This window comes from Bacillus sp. AR8-1, from assembly GCF_008042345.1.
Lineage (GTDB): Bacteria > Bacillota > Bacilli > Bacillales > Bacillaceae_G > Bacillus_A > Bacillus_A cereus.
This window is the reverse complement of record NZ_QNUB01000008.1, coordinates 186,731-205,090: the sequence shown is the minus strand read 5'-3', so window position 1 is coordinate 205,090 and position 18,360 is coordinate 186,731. Positions and strand designations below refer to the sequence as shown.

Genomic DNA, 18,360 nt, shown 5'->3' with positions numbered 1-18,360 from the left:
TCATCCCTTTTCTTTTGCTTGTTTTAGGAGTGAAACGTGTTTTTGCAAATTCGTTTGGATGTTGGAAAGTAATGTGATTTGCTTTGTTACTTCATTGAGTTTATCTTCGTAAAGCGTAAGGATACTGCTGCACGGATTGTCGTACAGGTGCGGTTCAATTTCAAGGCAGCGCAGCATCCTTGCCGTCTCTTCTAAATTTAAGCCAATTTGTAAGTACATTTGAATAAGCTCCACTTTTCCGATGGCACTTTCATCAAAATCACGGTAGCCATTTGCGAGGCGCTTAGAAGGGAGTAATCCCTTTTCTTCGTAATGTCTTAGTGATCTTTCACTAACGCCAGTTTCTTTTGATAATTCTCCAATTCGCAATGTGTTTCACTCCTTTTACATGTATTGTAAACCTTCACACTAATGTGAAGGTCAATGCTGTTTTTTCGCAAAAGAATTTACATGATTTAAGAACACTTGAATGGCTTTAGAGGGAATGAAATATTTGCCGCGCACGATGGAGAACGGACGGATTAGTTGTTCATTTGGAACCTCGATGTGGAATAGTTCTTTTGCTAGTAGCTCTTTCCGTACAGTCCAATCAGAAAGTATAGCGATGCCAAGACCGGCGGCGACGGCTTCCTTCACACTTTGAATACTGCTAAATGTAAAGAATCGCTTCATTTTTAAATGGTGTTGATGAATAAATCGATCGCTATAAGCACGTGTACCAGAACCACTTTCTCTTAATACCCATACTTGGTCTTGGAGTGTGCTTTCATTTATTTCCTTTGTGCGGAGCAATGGATGATTTGGCGGAACGACGAGCTTCATTTCATCTTGCATAAATGTTTCAACGTTAACATCAGCGTATACGACTTGCCCTTCCACTAAGCCGATATCAATTTGATTAGAGCGAAGACTTTGCAAAACGTCTTCTGTATTTGAGATGAAAGTATGAACTTCGACGTGTGGATTTTCATTCGCATAGTTAGCCAGTATTTTTGGAAGTAAGTATTCGCCAATTGTAAAACTAGCACCAATGCGAAGTGTTCCTGTTACAACGTTATGTAGTTCATTAATCTCTTGCTTAGCATCTTCGTAAAGAGAGAGCATTTGCTTTGCATGTATATATAATATGTTTCCAGCTTCAGTAACTTGGACGTGCTTCGGGGAGCGTTGAATAAGTGTAGTGCCAAATTCGTTTTCTAAGTTGCGTATATGCATACTTACTCCAGGCTGTGAAAGGTTTAATAATTCTGCTGCACGGGAGAAGTGTTTCTGTTCAACGACAGTAACAAAAATTTTTAAAATGTCTACGTTCATATAATGGGCTCCTTTCTTTTTCTATCATCTTATCATAAGTATTTCTGATGATAGAGATTTGGTATTGGTATTAAACTTATTATAGAAACTCTCTTATAATGTAAGTAGAAAGAACATGCATGTTCCAATACGATTATTGGAGTGGTTCAAAATGGAACAAACACTTGTTATACAAAAGAAGAAGCGTTTTGGATTTTCGCAAGGAATTGGGATTACATTATTAATCGCAATTGCCGCGAAATATTTAGCAGAGCTTCCATTTTTAAATATTATGGGACAATTAGTAATTGCTATTCTAATTGGGATGGTTTGGCGCGCTGCAATTGGAGTTCCTCACGATGCGATAGCAGGAACGAACTTTGCGAGTAAGAAGTTACTTCGCTTTGGGATCATCTTACTTGGAATGCGATTAAATCTTGTTGATATTGCGAAGGCGGGACCGAAAGTATTGGTCATCGCGGCGGTTGTTATTACATTTACTATTTTTGTTGTATACGGACTAACGAAAGTATTTAAAGTAGAAAAGAAACTTGGGATTTTAACAGCATGCGGTACGGCAATTTGTGGCGCGGCCGCGGTTGTGGCAATTGCACCGCAAGTGAAAGCAAAAGATGACGAAACAGCAGTTGGAGCAGCGATCATCGCAATTTTAGGTACAATATTTACGCTTATTTATACGTTATTATATCCAGTGCTTGGCCTATCTCCATACGGATATGGAGTGTTCTCAGGGGCGACACTGCATGAAATTGCTCACGTAATTGCGGCTGCGGCGCCAGGAGGAAGCACGGCTGTAGATATCGCAGTTATCGTGAAACTAACGCGCGTTGCAATGCTTGTACCAGTAGCGATTTTAATGGGATTATGGTTTGGTAAGAGTGAAGGTAGCGAGGAAAAAAGATCATGGCGCGACCTTCCAATTCCATGGTTCATCTTCGGATTTTTAGCAATGAGTGCAGTGCATTCGCTTGGGATTATTCCAGAAGTTGTTGCGGGATACATTGTTGTCATTGCTTATATGCTAATCGCAATGGCGATGGCAGGGCTCGGTTTAAATGTAGAGTTTAAAACTTTTCGTAAATTAGGAAGTAAAGCATTCGTGGCAGGGCTGATTGGCTCGGTTTGCTTATCGGTTCTTGGATACGTTCTTGTATGGGGATTAGGATTTATATAAGTAGGACGAAGAAGCTGTTCCAAAAGATATTTTGGGGCAGCTTCTTTCTTATGCTTATGGTGTTACTGATGTCGATATATTTGGGAAATCGCCGATATAAATGGAGTTGCGCTGATATATTTGCAAAATCGCCGATATATTTTAAGTTGCGCTGATATATTTAAAAAATCGCTGATATAAATTGAATTACTCTTGTACTTTGTTAGAGAAGATATGCAGTGAAATGTTTTTCTAAAATTTGTAAAGATATCTTTACTTGTAACTGGAAAATATTTATAATTTAAGTAAAGATATCTTTACTTTTGAAGGTGGATCCTATGGGTGTGAAAAATAAAATAAAAGAGTTAAGAAAGCAAAATCATATAACACAAGTTGAAATGGCAAAGGCGATGCAGGTGACGCGGCAGACGATAGTGGCGATTGAAAATCATCATTACAATCCGAGTCTAGAGTTATCCTTAAAAATCGCCAAGTATTTTGGAGTGAAGGTGGAGGAAATCTTTACGCTGGAGTAAGGGGAGAGAAATGGTAGGAAAACGAGCATAGCGATAGGGGGAATAAAAAATGCAGGATGAGTTTGAGAGATTTCAGTCAGATAAAGCGTTTAAATATGTAGGGTTATTTTTTACGATTAGTTTAGCGATATGGAGTTTATATAATTTAATTGTTGATGGAAATGCTGGTATGCCGTTTGTTTTATTTGTACTAGGGCAGTGGGTGTATTTTCTTGTGAACTATTGGCCGAAGTGGAAATATAGAAATCGAAAAGAGGCTGATCATGTATGAGTAAGAGAGAGGTCATGAGATTCGTAGGGAGTTTGCTTGTAGCAGGAATTCTTTTAAATACGAGTTTAATGATTTTAAGTATTTCGTGGGGAACTATTTTTATATCGAATGTAGCGCTAGTCATTTTATATGGAATTTCGGAATATAAAGAGCAGAAGCGTTTGAAAGAAGAGGGAGTACCATCGATTGATGAGCGAGTTGTGAACAAGATGAAGTCATATTTTATGATTTGTATTACAAGCTTCGTTTTCTTGTTTATTATGTATCTTTGTGTAAATAAGTATTTAGATAGGCAAGCAGTACATGTAACTGAGCTATTATATATTGCTATTTTTGGTGTATTAATAAGTATCGCATCAACGAGCGTGTTAGCAACAAAGAATAATAGATAGAAAAAGGGGAACTGGGATGGGATTACCGGTGTTATGTGTCGCTACAGCTATATTTGCGCTTCTTTGGGGAATGCAAAATTTTTCTCGTAATCCAGTGCCGAGTATTTGTATTATGATTGGTACTGTAGGTTTATCGTATTATTTATTATTATTAGCCCATTATCATAAAACGGCAACGAGTGTTGTTGTTGGAGCACTTATTTTATTTTGTGGGCGCGCCATACAAAAGGGGTTATTTCCATAAAAGCTGTTTATACACTTTGTATAAACAGCTTTTTGTATTTTTTTTACAAAACACTTGAAAGTTACGTAACGTCATCTTCTATAATGAGGGGGAAGAGGTGATGGTAGTGATTTCAATACAAGAATTGACGAGAGAAACAGGGGTTACAGTACGTACACTACGTTATTATGATCAAATAGATTTATTAAAGCCGAGCGGAAAAACAGAGGGTGGGCATCGGTTATATAGTGAAGCTGACGTTATTCGTTTGCAACAAATTTTATTTTTAAAAGAAATGGGATTTTCATTAAAAGAAGTTGCGAATATGTTAGTAAAAGGTGAGCTGGATTTGAAAAAATCACTTGAAAACCAACTTAGATTTGTACAAGAAGAGCAAAAGAAGTTCAATCGAATGGAGCGTGTTTTACAAGCGGTTGTTTATTCGGTAGATGTAGAGGGAGAACTTGATTGGAAAGTTATGTTTGAACTTATTCAGCTTTCAAAACAGTCTCCTCGTATACGTGAAATATTTCAAAATGAAGTATTTTCAAAGGAAGAACAAAAGTTGCTTCATAATTTGCCGAATATGAGTGAGGAAGATCCGAATGTTTTAGAATGGGTAGATTTATTAAAGCAATTACGTATTTTTATGAAAGAGGGTAAAGAAGCCACTAGTGATGAAGTACAAAGGGCAATGAAGAGATTAATGCAGAAGTGTTTAGAAATGGCTAATGGTGACGAAGCGTTTTTAGATAAGTTATGGGAAGTTAGAAAATCAAAGGAAGATTCACAGAAAATGAGCATGTATCCAATTGAAGAAGAGTTTTTATTATATATGGATGAAGCTTTTCGTATTTATGATGAAAGGGAGAAGGATAAATGAGCATACTCGCAGAATATCGTTGGTATTTTTTAATTGGAGCAGAGATTGTATTTTGGTTATCGGCTATCGGTTTCTTTTTACTCCGTTACGGATTCCGTTTGAAGAAGGCGAGCTTTATTATGGGGATTGTACTCCTCGTAAATGAAGTGTTTATTTTAACATTAGGGGCAGTGGACTATTATCAAACAGGAAAGTTCTCTAATTTTCAAATCATTACTGTAATTATTTTACTGTATGCAGTTTTCTACGGGAAAAAGGATTTGAAGAAGCTTGATATATTTGCGCAAAAGCTAGTTGCGAAATGGCGTAATGAACCGGCGCCTATTATTGAAGAACAGGTAGAATTAACAGGTATGGCCTATGCAAAGCAGGAAATAAAAAATTGGGTATTACATCTTGTTTTATTCGTTGGTGTGCACATATTCTTTTTCTTCGCGTATGGATTTATTCCATTTGAACAATGGGGTAATTGGTTAGAATCGGGAATCGTTTTAAATAAAGCTGCAAGTCGCGTGAGCCAAGTGTGGGCAATTATATTTTTAGTTGATACAGCGATTTCATTTTCATATGTGGTTTTTCCGAAGAAGGAGAAAGGAAAAGAAAAGCTACTTTCATAGTTGAAAGTAGCTTTTGGGTATACAAATAATTTTTATAGGAGAGGATGACAATAGAAAAAAGAACCAGCTTTATATGTCTATTTCTCTTTAGTTTAGTAGCATGCTCATCATCTAACACTACAATTGATAAGAAGAACGATGTCATTGTAAAGGGAACCAGGATTTCCAATCTAGATAAATTTGAAAATTTCGTTTTGAATGTCGAACAAAGGGAAGTTGATAAAATAAGAATTGTACAGTATACCCTTGAAGGGGACCCGATTTTTCAAACGTTAGAGTATAGTGGGAACGATATATTTTATGTTTCAGATAATAGAAAAGACAAATTTGCTGGGAAGGATAAAGGGTTACATAAAGATAGTTGTAAAAGTATTGTTAAAGAGCAGCGCGAATCAGAAAGTACTTATCGGTTAATAGATTGTATGAATGAAGCTGGGCGCAATGGATATGACTTAGTATATGAACCTAAAAAATAGAATTAGTAGAGGAAGGAAGTATTTACTCCTTCCTTTTTCTATGTGTATATTGTCGAAAACTTTACCGAATATCTGTTCGTTTTTTTAGGTTTTTTATAGGCATTCGTGGTAAAATAATAATACAGATTTTTATGAGGAGGTCGGATTTTACTTGGAACATCAATTTGAAATTATATCAGCGTATTCCCCGCAAGGTGATCAGCCGGTAGCTATAGAGAAGCTTGTAGAGGGAATTAATAGTGGAAAGAAAAAGCAAGTGTTGCTTGGAGCGACAGGAACGGGTAAGACATTTACGATTTCAAATGTCATTAAAGAAGTGCAAAAGCCAACACTTGTTATGGCTCACAATAAAACGTTAGCAGGACAGTTATATAGTGAGTTGAAAGACTTTTTCCCGAATAATGCAGTTGAATATTTTGTTAGTTATTACGATTATTATCAGCCGGAAGCGTATGTACCACAAACAGATACGTTTATTGAAAAGGACGCGCAGATTAATGATGAAATTGATAAATTGCGTCACTCGGCAACGTCTGCATTATTTGAACGGGACGATGTAATTATCGTTGCGAGTGTATCGTGTATATATGGTTTAGGTTCTCCTGAAGAATATCGCGAGTTAGTTGTATCACTTCGAGTTGGTATGGAGAAGGACCGCAATCAATTGCTTCGTGAACTTGTTGATGTACAGTATGGACGTAATGATATTGATTTCAAGCGTGGTACATTCCGTGTGCGCGGAGATGTAGTTGAAATCTTCCCAGCATCACTTGATGAGCATTGTATTCGAATTGAATTTTTCGGCGATGAAATTGATCGTATTCGTGAAGTAAATGCGTTAACAGGTGAAGTATTAGCAGAACGTGATCATGTAGCAATCTTCCCAGCATCTCACTTCGTTACACGTGAAGAGAAAATGAAGGTCGCTATTGAAAATATTGAAAAAGAATTAGAAGAGCGTTTAAAGGATTTAAATGATAACGGTAAGTTGCTAGAAGCACAGCGTATAGAGCAACGTACACGTTATGATTTAGAAATGATGCGCGAGATGGGCTTTTGTTCAGGTATTGAAAACTATTCCCGTCATTTAACACTTCGTCCAGCGGGTGCAACACCGTATACGTTATTGGACTATTTCCCGGAAGATTTCTTAATTGTTATGGATGAGTCGCATGTATCAGTGCCACAAGTAAGAGCGATGTATAACGGGGACCAAGCACGTAAGCAAGTGCTTGTGGATCATGGATTCCGTCTGCCGTCAGCTTTAGATAATAGACCGCTCATGTTTGATGAGTTTGAGGAGAAAACAAATCAAGTTATTTACGTTTCGGCGACGCCAGGACCGTACGAGTTAGAGCAGTCACCAGAAGTAATAGAACAAATTATTCGTCCAACAGGGCTTTTAGATCCACCAATCGATATACGACCTATTGAAGGGCAAATTGACGATTTATTAGGAGAGATTCAAGATCGTATTGCAAAAAATGAACGTGTATTAATTACGACTTTAACGAAGAAAATGTCAGAGGATTTAACGGACTACTTAAAAGATGTAGGAATTAAAGTGAACTATCTTCATTCTGAAATTAAAACGTTAGAACGTATTGAAATTATTCGTGACCTTCGCCTTGGTAAGTTTGATGTACTTGTCGGTATTAACTTATTACGAGAAGGATTAGATATTCCAGAAGTATCACTTGTAGCGATTTTAGATGCTGATAAGGAAGGGTTCTTACGTTCAGAGCGCTCATTAATTCAAACAATTGGTCGTGCCGCGCGTAATGAAAACGGCCGCGTTATTATGTACGCAGATCGTATAACAAGATCCATGGGAATTGCAATTGAAGAAACGCAGCGTCGTCGTACTATACAAGAAGCCTACAATAAAGAGCATGGTATTACGCCGAAAACGATTCAAAAAGGCGTACGTGATGTAATCCGTGCAACGACAACTGCTGAAGAGACAGAAACATACGAAGCAACTCCTGCTAAGAAAATGACGAAAAAAGAGCGTGAAAAGACAATTGCGAAGATGGAAGCAGAGATGAAAGAAGCAGCAAAAGCGTTAGACTTCGAGCGTGCAGCTGAACTAAGAGATTTACTATTAGAATTAAAAGCGGAAGGGTGAAAAGAGTGAGTAAGAGCAAGGATTTTATCGTTGTAAAAGGTGCTAGAGCACATAACTTAAAAAATATTGATGTAACCATTCCGAGAAATCAGCTTGTCGTTGTAACGGGATTGTCTGGTTCGGGGAAATCATCATTAGCATTTGATACGATTTATGCAGAAGGGCAGCGCAGATACGTAGAATCGTTATCTGCGTATGCGCGCCAGTTTTTAGGACAAATGGATAAGCCGGATGTAGATACGATTGAAGGATTGTCACCAGCGATTTCAATCGATCAAAAAACGACGAGTCGTAATCCACGTTCAACTGTCGGAACGGTAACGGAGATTTATGATTATTTACGTTTATTATTTGCGCGAATTGGTACGCCAATTTGTCCAAATCATGGGATTGAAATTACATCACAAACAGTAGAGCAGATGGTAGACCGTGTTCTTGAATATCCTGAACGTACGAAATTACAAGTGTTAGCTCCTATCGTTTCTGGGCGTAAAGGTGCACATGTGAAAGTACTTGAAGATATTAAGAAGCAAGGATATGTTCGTGTACGTGTTGATGGTGAAATGCTTGATGTGTCTGAAGAGATTACGTTAGATAAAAATAAGAAGCATTCTATTGAAGTTGTAATTGACCGTATTGTTGTAAAAGAAGGAATCGCAAGCCGTCTTGCTGATTCACTTGAAAGTGCATTAAAGCTTGGCGGAGGCCGAGTGTTAATCGATGTAATGGGAGAAGAGGAACTTCTATTTAGTGAACATCATGCTTGTCCGCATTGTGGTTTTTCAATCGGAGAATTAGAGCCGCGTATGTTCTCATTCAACAGTCCGTTCGGAGCGTGTCCTTCTTGTGATGGACTTGGTTCAAAGCTAGAGGTAGATTTAGAGCTTGTTATCCCGAACTGGGATTTATCATTAAATGAACATGCGATTGCACCTTGGGAACCGACAAGTTCACAATACTATCCACAACTTTTACAATCTGTATGTAATCACTACGGCGTTGATATGGATATGCCTGTGAAAGATATACCGAAAGATTTATTTGATAAAGTGTTGTACGGAAGCGGGGAAGAGAAGGTTTATTTCCGCTATGTAAATGAATTCGGTCAAGTAAAGGAAAATGAGATTTTATTTGAAGGTGTTATTCCAAACATTGAACGTCGTTATCGTGAAACGAGTTCTGATTACATTCGTGAGCAAATGGAAAAGTATATGGCAGAACAAGCTTGTCCGAAGTGTAAAGGCGGCCGCTTAAAGCCTGAAAGCTTAGCTGTTTTTGTTGGTGATAAAACGATTGCTGACGTAACGAAGTATTCAGTTCAAGAAGTACAAGAATTTTTCTCGAATGTAGAGCTAACGGAGAAGCAACAAAAAATAGCTCATTTAATTTTAAGAGAAATTCAGGAGCGCGTTGGATTCTTAGTGAACGTTGGTTTAGATTATTTAACGCTAAGTCGTGCGGCTGGTACGTTATCAGGTGGTGAGGCGCAGCGTATTCGCTTAGCGACGCAAATTGGTTCTCGTCTAACTGGCGTACTTTATATTCTTGATGAGCCTTCAATTGGTTTACACCAGCGCGATAACGATCGTCTTATTCGTACATTGCAAGAAATGCGCGATTTAGGTAATACATTAATCGTTGTTGAGCATGATGAAGATACGATGATGGCTGCTGATTATTTACTTGATATCGGACCAGGTGCAGGTATTCACGGTGGGCAAGTTGTATCGGCAGGGACACCAGCTGAAGTGATGCAAGATGATAATTCGTTAACAGGAAAATATTTAAGCGGTAAAGAGTTTATTCCAGTTCCACTTGAAAGACGTAAAGGTGACGGACGTAAAGTGGAGATTGTCGGCGCAAAAGAGAATAACTTAAAGAATGCAAAAATGTCATTCCCACTCGGTACGTTTGTAGCGGTAACAGGTGTATCTGGATCAGGTAAAAGTACGATGATTAATGAAGTACTATATAAATCGTTAGCGCAAAAGTTATATAAAGCGAAAGCGAAGCCAGGTACTCATAAAGAGATTAAAGGTCTTGAACATTTAGATAAAGTAATTGATATTGATCAATCGCCAATTGGTCGTACACCACGTTCTAATCCAGCGACGTACACAGGTGTATTCGATGATATTCGTGATGTGTTTGCACAAACGAACGAAGCTAAAGTGCGCGGATATCAAAAAGGACGTTTCAGCTTTAACGTAAAAGGTGGCCGTTGTGAAGCGTGCCGTGGTGATGGAATTATTAAAATCGAAATGCATTTCTTACCAGATGTGTATGTTCCGTGTGAAGTTTGTCACGGTAAACGATATAATCGTGAAACGTTAGAAGTGAAATATAAAGATAAGAATATTTCTGAAGTGTTAGGGATGACAATTGAAGATGGAGTAGAATTCTTCGCCAATATTCCTAAAATTAAGCGTAAACTTCAAACGCTTGTAGATGTTGGGCTTGGTTATATGAAATTAGGTCAACCAGCAACAACATTATCTGGTGGGGAAGCACAGCGTGTGAAATTAGCTTCTGAATTACATCGTCGTTCTACAGGTCGTACGTTATATATTTTAGATGAGCCAACGACTGGGTTGCATGCGCATGATATTGCACGTCTTCTAGAAGTGCTGCAACGTCTTGTTGAGAGTGGTGAGACGGTACTTGTAATTGAACATAATTTAGATGTGATTAAAACAGCTGATTATATTGTTGATCTTGGACCAGAAGGCGGGGACAAAGGTGGACAAATCGTCGCTTCGGGAACGCCAGAGCAAGTAGTAAAAGAAGAGCGCTCGTACACTGGTAAGTATTTAAAAGAGATTTTAAATCGTGATAAAGCAAGAATGAAAGAGAAAATAAAAGAAGTAGAGTTATCGCAATAAGTTTATTGATGAAAACCGAGTGGAAATGACGCTCGGTTTTTATTTTACGAGGAAAAACTGGTAAGTATGTTAGTAGGTATACAAGCATGAAAGATAGAATAAGTTGATATAAGTGTTTGTATCATACTTGCGTTTATTATCTATTAGCGTATGATGAAATATATATGTTTAAAAGGATGTGTAACGAAATGAGATGGATTGTATCACTTCTTGTAAATAGCGTTGTGTTAATCGCTGTATCGGGGCTTTTAAAAGGGATTGCACCAGATGCATTTTACGTAGCAAATATACAAACTGCAATTATTGCGAGTATTATATTGGCGGTTTTAAATGTGTTCGTAAAGCCGTTTTTAATTTTAATTACGCTACCAATTACTGTTGTAACTTTCGGCTTCTTCTTAATTGTTATTAATGCGATTACGTTAAAAATAGCAGATTCATTATTAGGAGATGCTTTTAATATATCAGGATTTGGTGTAGCGATTGTTGCGGCAATTTGTATTTCAATTTTTAATATGATTATTGAGAAGGCAATTGTGGAACCTCTATATGAAAAAAAGAGAAAATGACAAAAAGAAAAACATTTCATTATTCGTATGAAATGTTTTTTTCTATTTATTAGAAACCGTATTTCTTGTTTCCAGAAAAAAATGGTACAATATCCGGTAGAATGGAATTTTACATCAAACGAGACTGAACCCGCAGCGGAGTGGAGGTTTATACATATGCCAAAAGTAAGGACAAAAGATTTAATTGAACAATTTCAATTGGAGTTAATAAGTGGTGAGGAAGGAATTCATCGTCCGATTGATACAAGTGATTTATCACGACCTGGAATTGAAATGGCAGGATTCTTTACATATTATCCAGCTGATCGCGTGCAGCTTCTTGGAAAAACGGAGCTCACGTTCTTTGATACGTTAACAACAGAGCAAAAACAAGAGAGAATGAAAGCGCTTTGTACCGAGGAGACGCCATGTATTATTATAACTCGTAATCAAGATGTACCAAATGAGTTATTACAAGCATCACGTGAATCAGGCATGCCTTTATTACGTTCTTCTCAAACGACAACGAGATTATCAAGTCGTTTAACTAATTATTTAGAAGGTAAGCTAGCACCAACAACTGCTGTTCATGGTGTATTAGTAGATATTTACGGTGTTGGTGTTTTAATTACAGGTCAAAGTGGTGTTGGTAAAAGTGAGACAGCTCTTGAACTTGTGAAGCGTGGTCACCGCCTTGTTGCGGATGATAGTGTAGAAATTCGCCAAGAAGATGAAGACACATTAGTAGGAAGCTCACCAGATTTAATTGAGCATTTATTAGAAATTCGTGGTCTAGGTATCATTAACGTTATGACGTTATTCGGTGCAGGGGCAGTGCGAAATTATAAGCGTATTACACTTGTTATTAATCTTGAAATTTGGGATCAAAAGAAAAACTATGATCGCTTAGGTCTTGATGAAGAGAAGATGAAAATTATTGATACAGAACTTACGAAGATTACACTTCCAGTTCGTCCTGGTCGAAACTTGGCTGTTATTATTGAAGTAGCAGCGATGAACTTCCGTTTAAAGCGTATGGGAGTCAATGCAGCACAGCAGTTCTCAGAACGATTAATGAGTGCGATTGAGTTAGGGAATCAGGAGTAAACATTGGAGAGGGAGGTCATACATATGCTGTTAGGTTCTGTACCGCAGCTTGACCGCGTAGCTGTCCAACTTGGGCCGTTTCCTGTTTATTGGTACGGGATTATTATCGGTACAGGGGTGCTATTAGGTCTTTGGCTAGCAACTCGCGAGGGAGAAAGGCTAGGTATTCCAAAAGATACATTTGTTGACCTTGTATTAATTGCAGTACCGATCGCTATTCTATTTGCGAGAATGTACTATGTTATTTTTGAATGGGAATATTACGCGCAAAACCCGAGTCAAATTATTAATATTCGTCAAGGTGGCTTGGCGATTCATGGTGGTTTAATCGGAGCGGTTATTACAGGGATTCTTTTTGCAAAGCGACGCGGGGTTTCATTCTGGAAGTTGGCGGATATTGCTGCACCAAGTATTTTATTAGGACAAGCAATTGGCCGATGGGGAAACTTTATGAACCAAGAGGCGCATGGTGATGAAGTAACGAGACAGTTTTTAGAAGGTCTTCATTTACCAGATTTCATTATTAATCAAATGTATATTGAGGGTGTGTACTATCATCCGACGTTTTTATATGAATCATTATGGAATTTTGCAGGTGTAATTTTACTACTTGCATTAAGAAAAGTGAATTTACGCCGCGGGGAATTATTCTTCACATATTTAATTTGGTATTCAGTAGGACGCTTCTTCGTAGAAGGCTTACGTACAGATAGTTTAATGCTAGGACCACTTCGTATTGCACAAGTAATGTCAATTGGACTTGTTGTTATTTCTATTATTTTCATTATTGTGAGACGAAAAATGGGGCAAGCTGATAAAAGATATTCGGAAAATTAGAGAAAAGTAGCATCTTATTATAAGATGCTGCTTCTTTCATATTCAGGAAGGCGAAAGGACTAAGGCAATGAGAATAAATACAGTGTTATTTGATTTAGATGGAACTTTAATTAATACAAACGAACTTATTATTTCTTCTTTTTTACATACTTTAAATACGTATTATCCAAATCAATATAAGCGTGAAGATGTGTTGCCATTTATCGGTCCATCTTTGCATGATACTTTCAGTAAGATTGATGAAAGTAAGGTTGAAGAGATGATTACAAGTTATCGCGAATTTAACCATGATCATCATGATGAATTAGTAGAAGAATATGAAACTGTATATGAAACAGTTCGAGAGTTGAAGAAGCAAGGTTATAAAGTTGGTATTGTTACAACGAAAGCGAGACAAACCGTTGAGATGGGATTACAGTTGTCAAAGCTTGATGAATTTTTTGATGTTGTCGTGACAATTGATGATGTAGAGCATGTGAAACCACATCCAGAGCCACTTCAAAAAGCGCTTGAATTATTAGATGCAAAACCAGAAGAGGCATTGATGGTTGGAGATAATCATCATGATATTGTCGGTGGTCAAAATGCGGGGACGAAAACAGCTGCGGTTTCATGGACGTTGAAAGGTAGAGCGTATTTAGAAGCTTACAAGCCGGACTTTATGCTAGATAAAATGAGTGATTTGCTACCGATTTTGTCTAATATGAAACGTTCATAAAGGTCCAAGTAAGTTAGTAGAGGAGCGAGCTAAGTGCGACGGACAACGCGCTATCCTGTTTCAGGAGAAAATTCATTATGGAATGTGTATAAAACAGTGTCTTTTTGGAAGGTAATGAAAAACTTTATTATTATCCAAATTGCGCGTTACACGCCATTTTTATCTGTGAAGAATTGGTTGTACCGTACTTTTTTACGGATGAAAGTAGGAAAGAAAACATCATTTGCGCTTATGGTAATGCCGGATATTATGTTCCCGGAAAAGATAACTGTGGGAGAGAATTCGATTATTGGCTATAATACAACGCTTTTAGCGCATGAATATTTAATTCGTGAATATCGACTTGGGGAAATCGTCATTGGAAATGAAGTGATGATTGGAGCGAATGTAACAATATTACCAGGTGTGAAAATTGGAGACGGTGCGACTGTCTCAGCTGGCACACTTGTTCATAGAGATGTACCGAGCGGTGCTTTCGTAGGTGGAAATCCAATGCGTATTATTTATACGAAAGAGCAAATGACCGCAAGAGAAGGTTCATGGTGAAAATGTAACATTTCTCCTCTTTTTTTATGAATAAAAAGGAAATAATTGAGTATAATATACTGTTTTGTTTTTTACGGAATCGTTTATACTTATAGATAGAAGAATGTGTGAGCGAAGAAAACAAAAAACTGGAGGATATATGGGGAAAAATCAAAGGATATATAAGGAGAACGGACAAGTTATCTCTTTTAATCAATTAGCGGACTTCTTTTATAAAAAAGGGATGAGAGCTTACAAAGGGCAAAAATTGCAAGATGCAATTAAATATTTTCGAAGAGCGGCACAAAGTGAGAAGGAGCCGTTTATTTTATGTCAATTAGCAACAGTATTATCTGAGGCTGGTGAATATCAAGAGTCGAACCAAATCTTCTTAAAGTTAGTTAGATCTAATCCAGAACTTGAACAGTGCTATTATTTTATTGCAAATAATTATGCATATATGGGGTTATTTCAACAGGCGAAGAAATATGCGGATCGTTATTTAGAAGTTGCAAAAGAGAAGGAATTCGTAGAAGATACATTAGAACTTCTTGAGATTATGGAAGAAGAAGCAATGGGTGCGGAAGAGATTGAAGATGAAGATGATTTAATTGTTATGCAGGAAGAAGCGAATCGTTATATTCGTAATGGACAATTGGAAGAAGCAATTGCTACATTAGAAATTGTTACGAAAGATTATCCGGAATTTTGGTCAGGTCATAATAATTTAGCCATTGCACATTTTCAATCGGGTAATGTAGACAAAGCACTGAAGTTAACAGAAATGATTTTAGAGAAAAATCCTGGTAATATACATGCGCTTTGTAATACGCTTATTTTTCTATATTCAATTGGAGAGCATAAACAAGTAGAAGCGTTAGCGGGACAGCTAGTTTCGGTATATCCGATTTCATTTGAACATCGTTTGAAACTGGGAACTACACTTGCAACAATTGGTTATTTCGAGCATGCATATAAATGGTTCAAACTATTAAAGCGTCAAGGATACGAAGGAGACGTTAGTTTTTATTATTGGTTTGCATATTCTGCGTATATGGTGAAAGATCAGCAACTAGCTGAAAAAATGTGGCAACATGTCGTGGAATTGCATCCTGATAAAAAGGGAAAAGAACCGTGGAATGCGCTGAATTTAGCAGATGAAGGACAAAACGTGTTATTTGAAGAATTACGAAAATCATTTCAGCAAAGTGCGACGCTAGAAGAACAAATGCTAGCTTTATATTTAATGAATGAATTGTCAACGCCGGAGAAGGTTGGATTCTTCTTTGATATAACGCAAGCGAAGAACGGTGTTCCCATCGTATCGCAACTTGCAAAGTACTTCTTTTTACTTAATAGTCATAAGAGTATTCCAGCTGATTTACAACAATTTGAGCAGTGCGCGAGAATCGCGGATGCCTTATACAATTATACGAAAAAAGATGATGAATTAATTGAAGAGTGTTTACACTTTTGGTTTTGTACGTTCATACGTTTATATACATCTGGAGACATATTTACAAATGTGTACGGCTGGTCAGCTGCGATTGAATACATTGTACGCGGCGAACAAGGAAATAAAATGACACAGTCGGAGCTTGGAGATGTATATAATGTATCTGTAGCGACTGTTCGAAAGTATGTGCAAGCTGTTAAGCGTACGCACACATAAGATAAGCAAATCATTGGGAAAAAAATGATGCTAACAGTATAATGAGGGTAACTTAATTGTGTAGGAATGGATAGGAGTGAATAGTGTGTCAGAAGAAAAAATTTATGATGTCGTTATTATTGGTGCAGGACCAGCTGGTATGACAGCTGCAGTATATACATCTCGTGCAAATTTAAGCACATTAATGCTTGAGCGTGGTATTCCAGGTGGCCAAATGGCAAACACGGAAGATGTAGAAAACTACCCAGGTTATGAGTCTATTTTAGGACCAGACTTATCAAATAAAATGTTCGAGCATGCGAAGAAATTTGGTGCTGAATATGCATACGGTGATGTGAAAGAAGTCATCGATGGTAAAGAATACAAAACAATTATTGCTGGTAAAAAAGAATATAAAGCACGTGCAATTATCGTTGCAAGCGGTGCAGAGTATAAAAAAATTGGTGTACCGGGTGAAACAGAACTTGGCGGCCGTGGTGTATCATATTGTGCAGTATGTGATGGGGCATTCTTTAAAGGAAAAGAACTTATCGTAATTGGCGGTGGAGATTCTGCTGTTGAAGAGGGTGTGTTCTTAACACGCTTCGCATCAAAAGTAACGATCGTTCACCGTCGTGACACGCTTCGTGCACAGAAAATTTTACAAGACCGTGCTTTCCAAAACGAAAAAGTAGATTTCATTTGGAACCACACTATAAAAGAAATTAACGAAGCAAGCGGTAAAGTAGGAAGTGTAACACTTGTAGACGTAAACAGTGGAGAAGAGAAAGAAGTCAAAACTGACGGCGTATTCGTATACATCGGTATGTTACCATTATCAAAACCATTTGTTGAACTAGGTATTACAAATGAAAATGGTTACCTTGAAACGAACGAACGTATGGAAACTAAAATCCCTGGTATTTTCGCAGCTGGTGATGTTCGTGAAAAAATGCTTCGTCAAATTGTAACTGCAACAGGTGACGGTAGTATTGCAGCACAAAGTGCACAACATTACGTAGAAGAATTATTAGAGGAATTAAAAACTGTATCAGAAAAATAAGGGATAATATACCTTGTGAGAAGAAAGCTACCGACAGGAGCTTTCTTCTTTTTTTGTGTGGAAATGTCAAAGTATTGTCAAAAAATATAAGGATTATAAGCTTTCTTATTGATATACTGGACTTTACGGAAAAAATCACTATAAGAAATGAGGAATTTATTCAGTATGGAATGGCGTAATATATATCGTGGATTTTGTATGGGCGTTAGTGATTTAATTCCTGGTGTGAGCGGCGGTACAATCGCTGTTGTGTTAGGGATTTATGAACAATTGCTTGCGGCAATTAGTGGATTCTTTAGTCGTGAATGGAAAAAACATTTAGGGTTTTTAATTCCACTTGCAGCTGGTGTGGCAGCAGCGTTTTTAACGTTAAGTCATGTTATTAAATATTTACTTGCAAATCATTATGAACCGACTCAATTTTTCTTCCTCGGTTTAATTATTAGTATATTACCGATGTTAATGAGAGAAGCTGATGCAAAGTCGTCGTTTAAAGGTAAGCACATTGTTTTATTAATAGTTGCAGCAATTCTTGTTGCGATCACAGCTTTCTTTAAACCAGATAAGGCAGCAGATCCAATTACGACGTTAACAATTTTAAATGCAATTGGTTTATTTTTCGCAGGATGGATGGCTAGTATGGCTATGCTACTTCCTGGGATTAGTGGATCGTTTATTTTATTAATTATTGGTGTGTATCCAACAGCAATTAACGCTTTAACTACACTTAACTTACCTTTAATCGTGGTTATCGGTGCTGGTGTTATGGTTGGATTTGTTGTAAGTAGTAAAGGCATTAGTTTTTTATTAGATCGTTATAAAAGTATGACATTTGCGGCAATTATTGGACTAGTTATCGGTTCGATTGTAATTGTGTTCCCTGGTATTCCAACTGGTGGATTTTCAATTATAAGTTCAATTATTACCTTTATTTTAGGATTTGCGATTGTTACTTATTTCGGTAAGAAATAAGGGCTTTAATCCCCTTGGCGATAAAAATCGTTAAGGGGATTTTTCATGCTATTCATTAAAAGTC

Annotated in this window: 20 protein-coding genes; 18 read left to right on the top strand and 2 right to left on the bottom strand. The window is 37.3% G+C overall.

Annotated features, from left to right (window positions below; translation table 11 throughout):
- Nucleotides 1-369 carry a MerR family transcriptional regulator gene (locus DN400_RS04780; RefSeq protein WP_001219209.1) on the bottom strand — a complete coding sequence of 123 codons (369 nt, stop codon included), beginning with the start codon at nt 367-369 and terminating at the stop codon, nt 1-3.
- A 51-nt stretch (nt 370-420) separates the two neighbouring features.
- Nucleotides 421-1,314, bottom strand: a complete 894-nt coding sequence (locus DN400_RS04775) for a LysR family transcriptional regulator (protein WP_065229556.1) — start codon at nt 1,312-1,314, stop codon at nt 421-423.
- 151 nt (nt 1,315-1,465) lie between these two features.
- Between DN400_RS04775 and DN400_RS04770 the strand changes: the two genes are divergently transcribed.
- The 18 genes from DN400_RS04770 to DN400_RS04685 all read left to right on the top strand — a co-directional run bounded on the left by DN400_RS04770 (nt 1,466) and on the right by DN400_RS04685 (nt 18,296).
- Nucleotides 1,466-2,488 (top strand): YeiH family protein, encoded by a 1,023-nt coding sequence (locus tag DN400_RS04770; protein WP_147801563.1) that lies wholly within the window; start codon nt 1,466-1,468, stop codon nt 2,486-2,488.
- Nucleotides 2,489-2,805: 317 nt separating this feature from the next.
- Nucleotides 2,806-3,003 carry a helix-turn-helix transcriptional regulator gene (locus tag DN400_RS04765; RefSeq protein WP_000538364.1) on the top strand — a complete coding sequence of 66 codons (198 nt, stop codon included), beginning with the start codon at nt 2,806-2,808 and terminating at the stop codon, nt 3,001-3,003.
- 49 nt (nt 3,004-3,052) lie between these two features.
- Nucleotides 3,053-3,274 carry a hypothetical protein gene (locus tag DN400_RS04760; protein WP_001150199.1) on the top strand — a complete coding sequence of 74 codons (222 nt, stop codon included), beginning with the start codon at nt 3,053-3,055 and terminating at the stop codon, nt 3,272-3,274.
- Nucleotides 3,271-3,666 (top strand): hypothetical protein, encoded by a 396-nt coding sequence (locus DN400_RS04755; protein WP_025710206.1) that lies wholly within the window; start codon nt 3,271-3,273, stop codon nt 3,664-3,666. Before DN400_RS04760 ends, DN400_RS04755 begins: the two co-directional genes overlap by 4 nt.
- A gap of 16 nt (nt 3,667-3,682) precedes the next feature.
- Complete coding sequence (locus DN400_RS04750; protein WP_000524131.1) at nt 3,683-3,910, top strand: hypothetical protein; 228 nt, start codon at nt 3,683-3,685, stop codon at nt 3,908-3,910.
- A 100-nt stretch (nt 3,911-4,010) separates the two neighbouring features.
- Entirely contained in the window at nt 4,011-4,772 is a 762-nt protein-coding gene (locus DN400_RS04745; protein ID WP_000260342.1) for a MerR family transcriptional regulator, read from the top strand.
- Entirely contained in the window at nt 4,769-5,389 is a 621-nt protein-coding gene (locus tag DN400_RS04740) for a hypothetical protein (RefSeq protein WP_000025200.1), read from the top strand. The genes DN400_RS04745 and DN400_RS04740 overlap by 4 nt, the downstream gene beginning before the upstream one ends.
- A 44-nt stretch (nt 5,390-5,433) precedes the next feature.
- Entirely contained in the window at nt 5,434-5,865 is a 432-nt protein-coding gene (locus DN400_RS04735) for a DUF4362 domain-containing protein (protein WP_065229554.1), read from the top strand.
- A 151-nt stretch (nt 5,866-6,016) separates the two neighbouring features.
- Nucleotides 6,017-7,993, top strand: coding sequence for an excinuclease ABC subunit B (uvrB, locus tag DN400_RS04730; RefSeq protein ID WP_000400987.1), 1,977 nt, complete (start codon nt 6,017-6,019; stop codon nt 7,991-7,993).
- Nucleotides 7,994-7,998: 5 nt separating this feature from the next.
- Nucleotides 7,999-10,875 carry an excinuclease ABC subunit UvrA gene (gene uvrA / locus DN400_RS04725; protein WP_000045587.1) on the top strand — a complete coding sequence of 959 codons (2,877 nt, stop codon included), beginning with the start codon at nt 7,999-8,001 and terminating at the stop codon, nt 10,873-10,875.
- Nucleotides 10,876-11,063: 188 nt separating this feature from the next.
- The gene (locus tag DN400_RS04720; RefSeq protein ID WP_001267308.1) at nt 11,064-11,444 is read left to right on the top strand and encodes a phage holin family protein; all 381 of its coding nucleotides are present in this window, start codon (nt 11,064-11,066) and stop codon (nt 11,442-11,444) included.
- A gap of 156 nt (nt 11,445-11,600) precedes the next feature.
- Nucleotides 11,601-12,530, top strand: coding sequence for an HPr(Ser) kinase/phosphatase (gene hprK, locus DN400_RS04715; RefSeq protein ID WP_065229553.1), 930 nt, complete (start codon nt 11,601-11,603; stop codon nt 12,528-12,530).
- A gap of 24 nt (nt 12,531-12,554) precedes the next feature.
- The gene (gene lgt / locus DN400_RS04710) at nt 12,555-13,367 is read left to right on the top strand and encodes a prolipoprotein diacylglyceryl transferase (RefSeq protein WP_000924240.1); all 813 of its coding nucleotides are present in this window, start codon (nt 12,555-12,557) and stop codon (nt 13,365-13,367) included.
- A 67-nt stretch (nt 13,368-13,434) separates the two neighbouring features.
- The gene (ppaX, locus tag DN400_RS04705) at nt 13,435-14,085 is read left to right on the top strand and encodes a pyrophosphatase PpaX (RefSeq protein WP_050822169.1); all 651 of its coding nucleotides are present in this window, start codon (nt 13,435-13,437) and stop codon (nt 14,083-14,085) included.
- Nucleotides 14,086-14,118: 33 nt separating this feature from the next.
- Nucleotides 14,119-14,631: an acyltransferase gene (locus DN400_RS04700; RefSeq protein ID WP_001255070.1), complete on the top strand. Its 513-nt coding sequence runs from the start codon at nt 14,119-14,121 to the stop codon at nt 14,629-14,631.
- A gap of 139 nt (nt 14,632-14,770) precedes the next feature.
- Nucleotides 14,771-16,282, top strand: coding sequence for a tetratricopeptide repeat protein (locus DN400_RS04695; protein ID WP_000517723.1), 1,512 nt, complete (start codon nt 14,771-14,773; stop codon nt 16,280-16,282).
- A gap of 85 nt (nt 16,283-16,367) precedes the next feature.
- Nucleotides 16,368-17,324 (top strand): thioredoxin-disulfide reductase, encoded by a 957-nt coding sequence (trxB, locus tag DN400_RS04690; RefSeq protein WP_001288078.1) that lies wholly within the window; start codon nt 16,368-16,370, stop codon nt 17,322-17,324.
- Nucleotides 17,325-17,489: 165 nt separating this feature from the next.
- The gene (locus tag DN400_RS04685) at nt 17,490-18,296 is read left to right on the top strand and encodes a DUF368 domain-containing protein (RefSeq protein WP_000455196.1); all 807 of its coding nucleotides are present in this window, start codon (nt 17,490-17,492) and stop codon (nt 18,294-18,296) included.
- Nucleotides 18,297-18,360: the final 64 nt, after the last annotated feature.

Bases quoted from the DNA above. Each gene is read 5' to 3' on its own strand.
- DN400_RS04775 (WP_065229556.1), bottom strand. From the start codon at position 1,314: ATGAACGTAGACATTTTAAAAATTTTTGTTACTGTCGTTGAACAGAAA.
- DN400_RS04770 (WP_147801563.1), top strand. From the start codon at position 1,466: ATGGAACAAACACTTGTTATACAAAAGAAGAAGCGTTTTGGATTTTCG.
- DN400_RS04765 (WP_000538364.1), top strand. From the start codon at position 2,806: ATGGGTGTGAAAAATAAAATAAAAGAGTTAAGAAAGCAAAATCATATA.
- DN400_RS04760 (WP_001150199.1), top strand. From the start codon at position 3,053: ATGCAGGATGAGTTTGAGAGATTTCAGTCAGATAAAGCGTTTAAATAT.
- DN400_RS04755 (WP_025710206.1), top strand. From the start codon at position 3,271: ATGAGTAAGAGAGAGGTCATGAGATTCGTAGGGAGTTTGCTTGTAGCA.
- DN400_RS04750 (WP_000524131.1), top strand. From the start codon at position 3,683: ATGGGATTACCGGTGTTATGTGTCGCTACAGCTATATTTGCGCTTCTT.
- DN400_RS04745 (WP_000260342.1), top strand. From the start codon at position 4,011: ATGGTAGTGATTTCAATACAAGAATTGACGAGAGAAACAGGGGTTACA.
- DN400_RS04740 (WP_000025200.1), top strand. From the start codon at position 4,769: ATGAGCATACTCGCAGAATATCGTTGGTATTTTTTAATTGGAGCAGAG.
- DN400_RS04735 (WP_065229554.1), top strand. From the start codon at position 5,434: ATGACAATAGAAAAAAGAACCAGCTTTATATGTCTATTTCTCTTTAGT.
- DN400_RS04720 (WP_001267308.1), top strand. From the start codon at position 11,064: ATGAGATGGATTGTATCACTTCTTGTAAATAGCGTTGTGTTAATCGCT.
- hprK (WP_065229553.1), top strand. From the start codon at position 11,601: ATGCCAAAAGTAAGGACAAAAGATTTAATTGAACAATTTCAATTGGAG.
- lgt (WP_000924240.1), top strand. From the start codon at position 12,555: ATGCTGTTAGGTTCTGTACCGCAGCTTGACCGCGTAGCTGTCCAACTT.
- ppaX (WP_050822169.1), top strand. From the start codon at position 13,435: ATGAGAATAAATACAGTGTTATTTGATTTAGATGGAACTTTAATTAAT.
- DN400_RS04695 (WP_000517723.1), top strand. From the start codon at position 14,771: ATGGGGAAAAATCAAAGGATATATAAGGAGAACGGACAAGTTATCTCT.
- DN400_RS04685 (WP_000455196.1), top strand. From the start codon at position 17,490: ATGGAATGGCGTAATATATATCGTGGATTTTGTATGGGCGTTAGTGAT.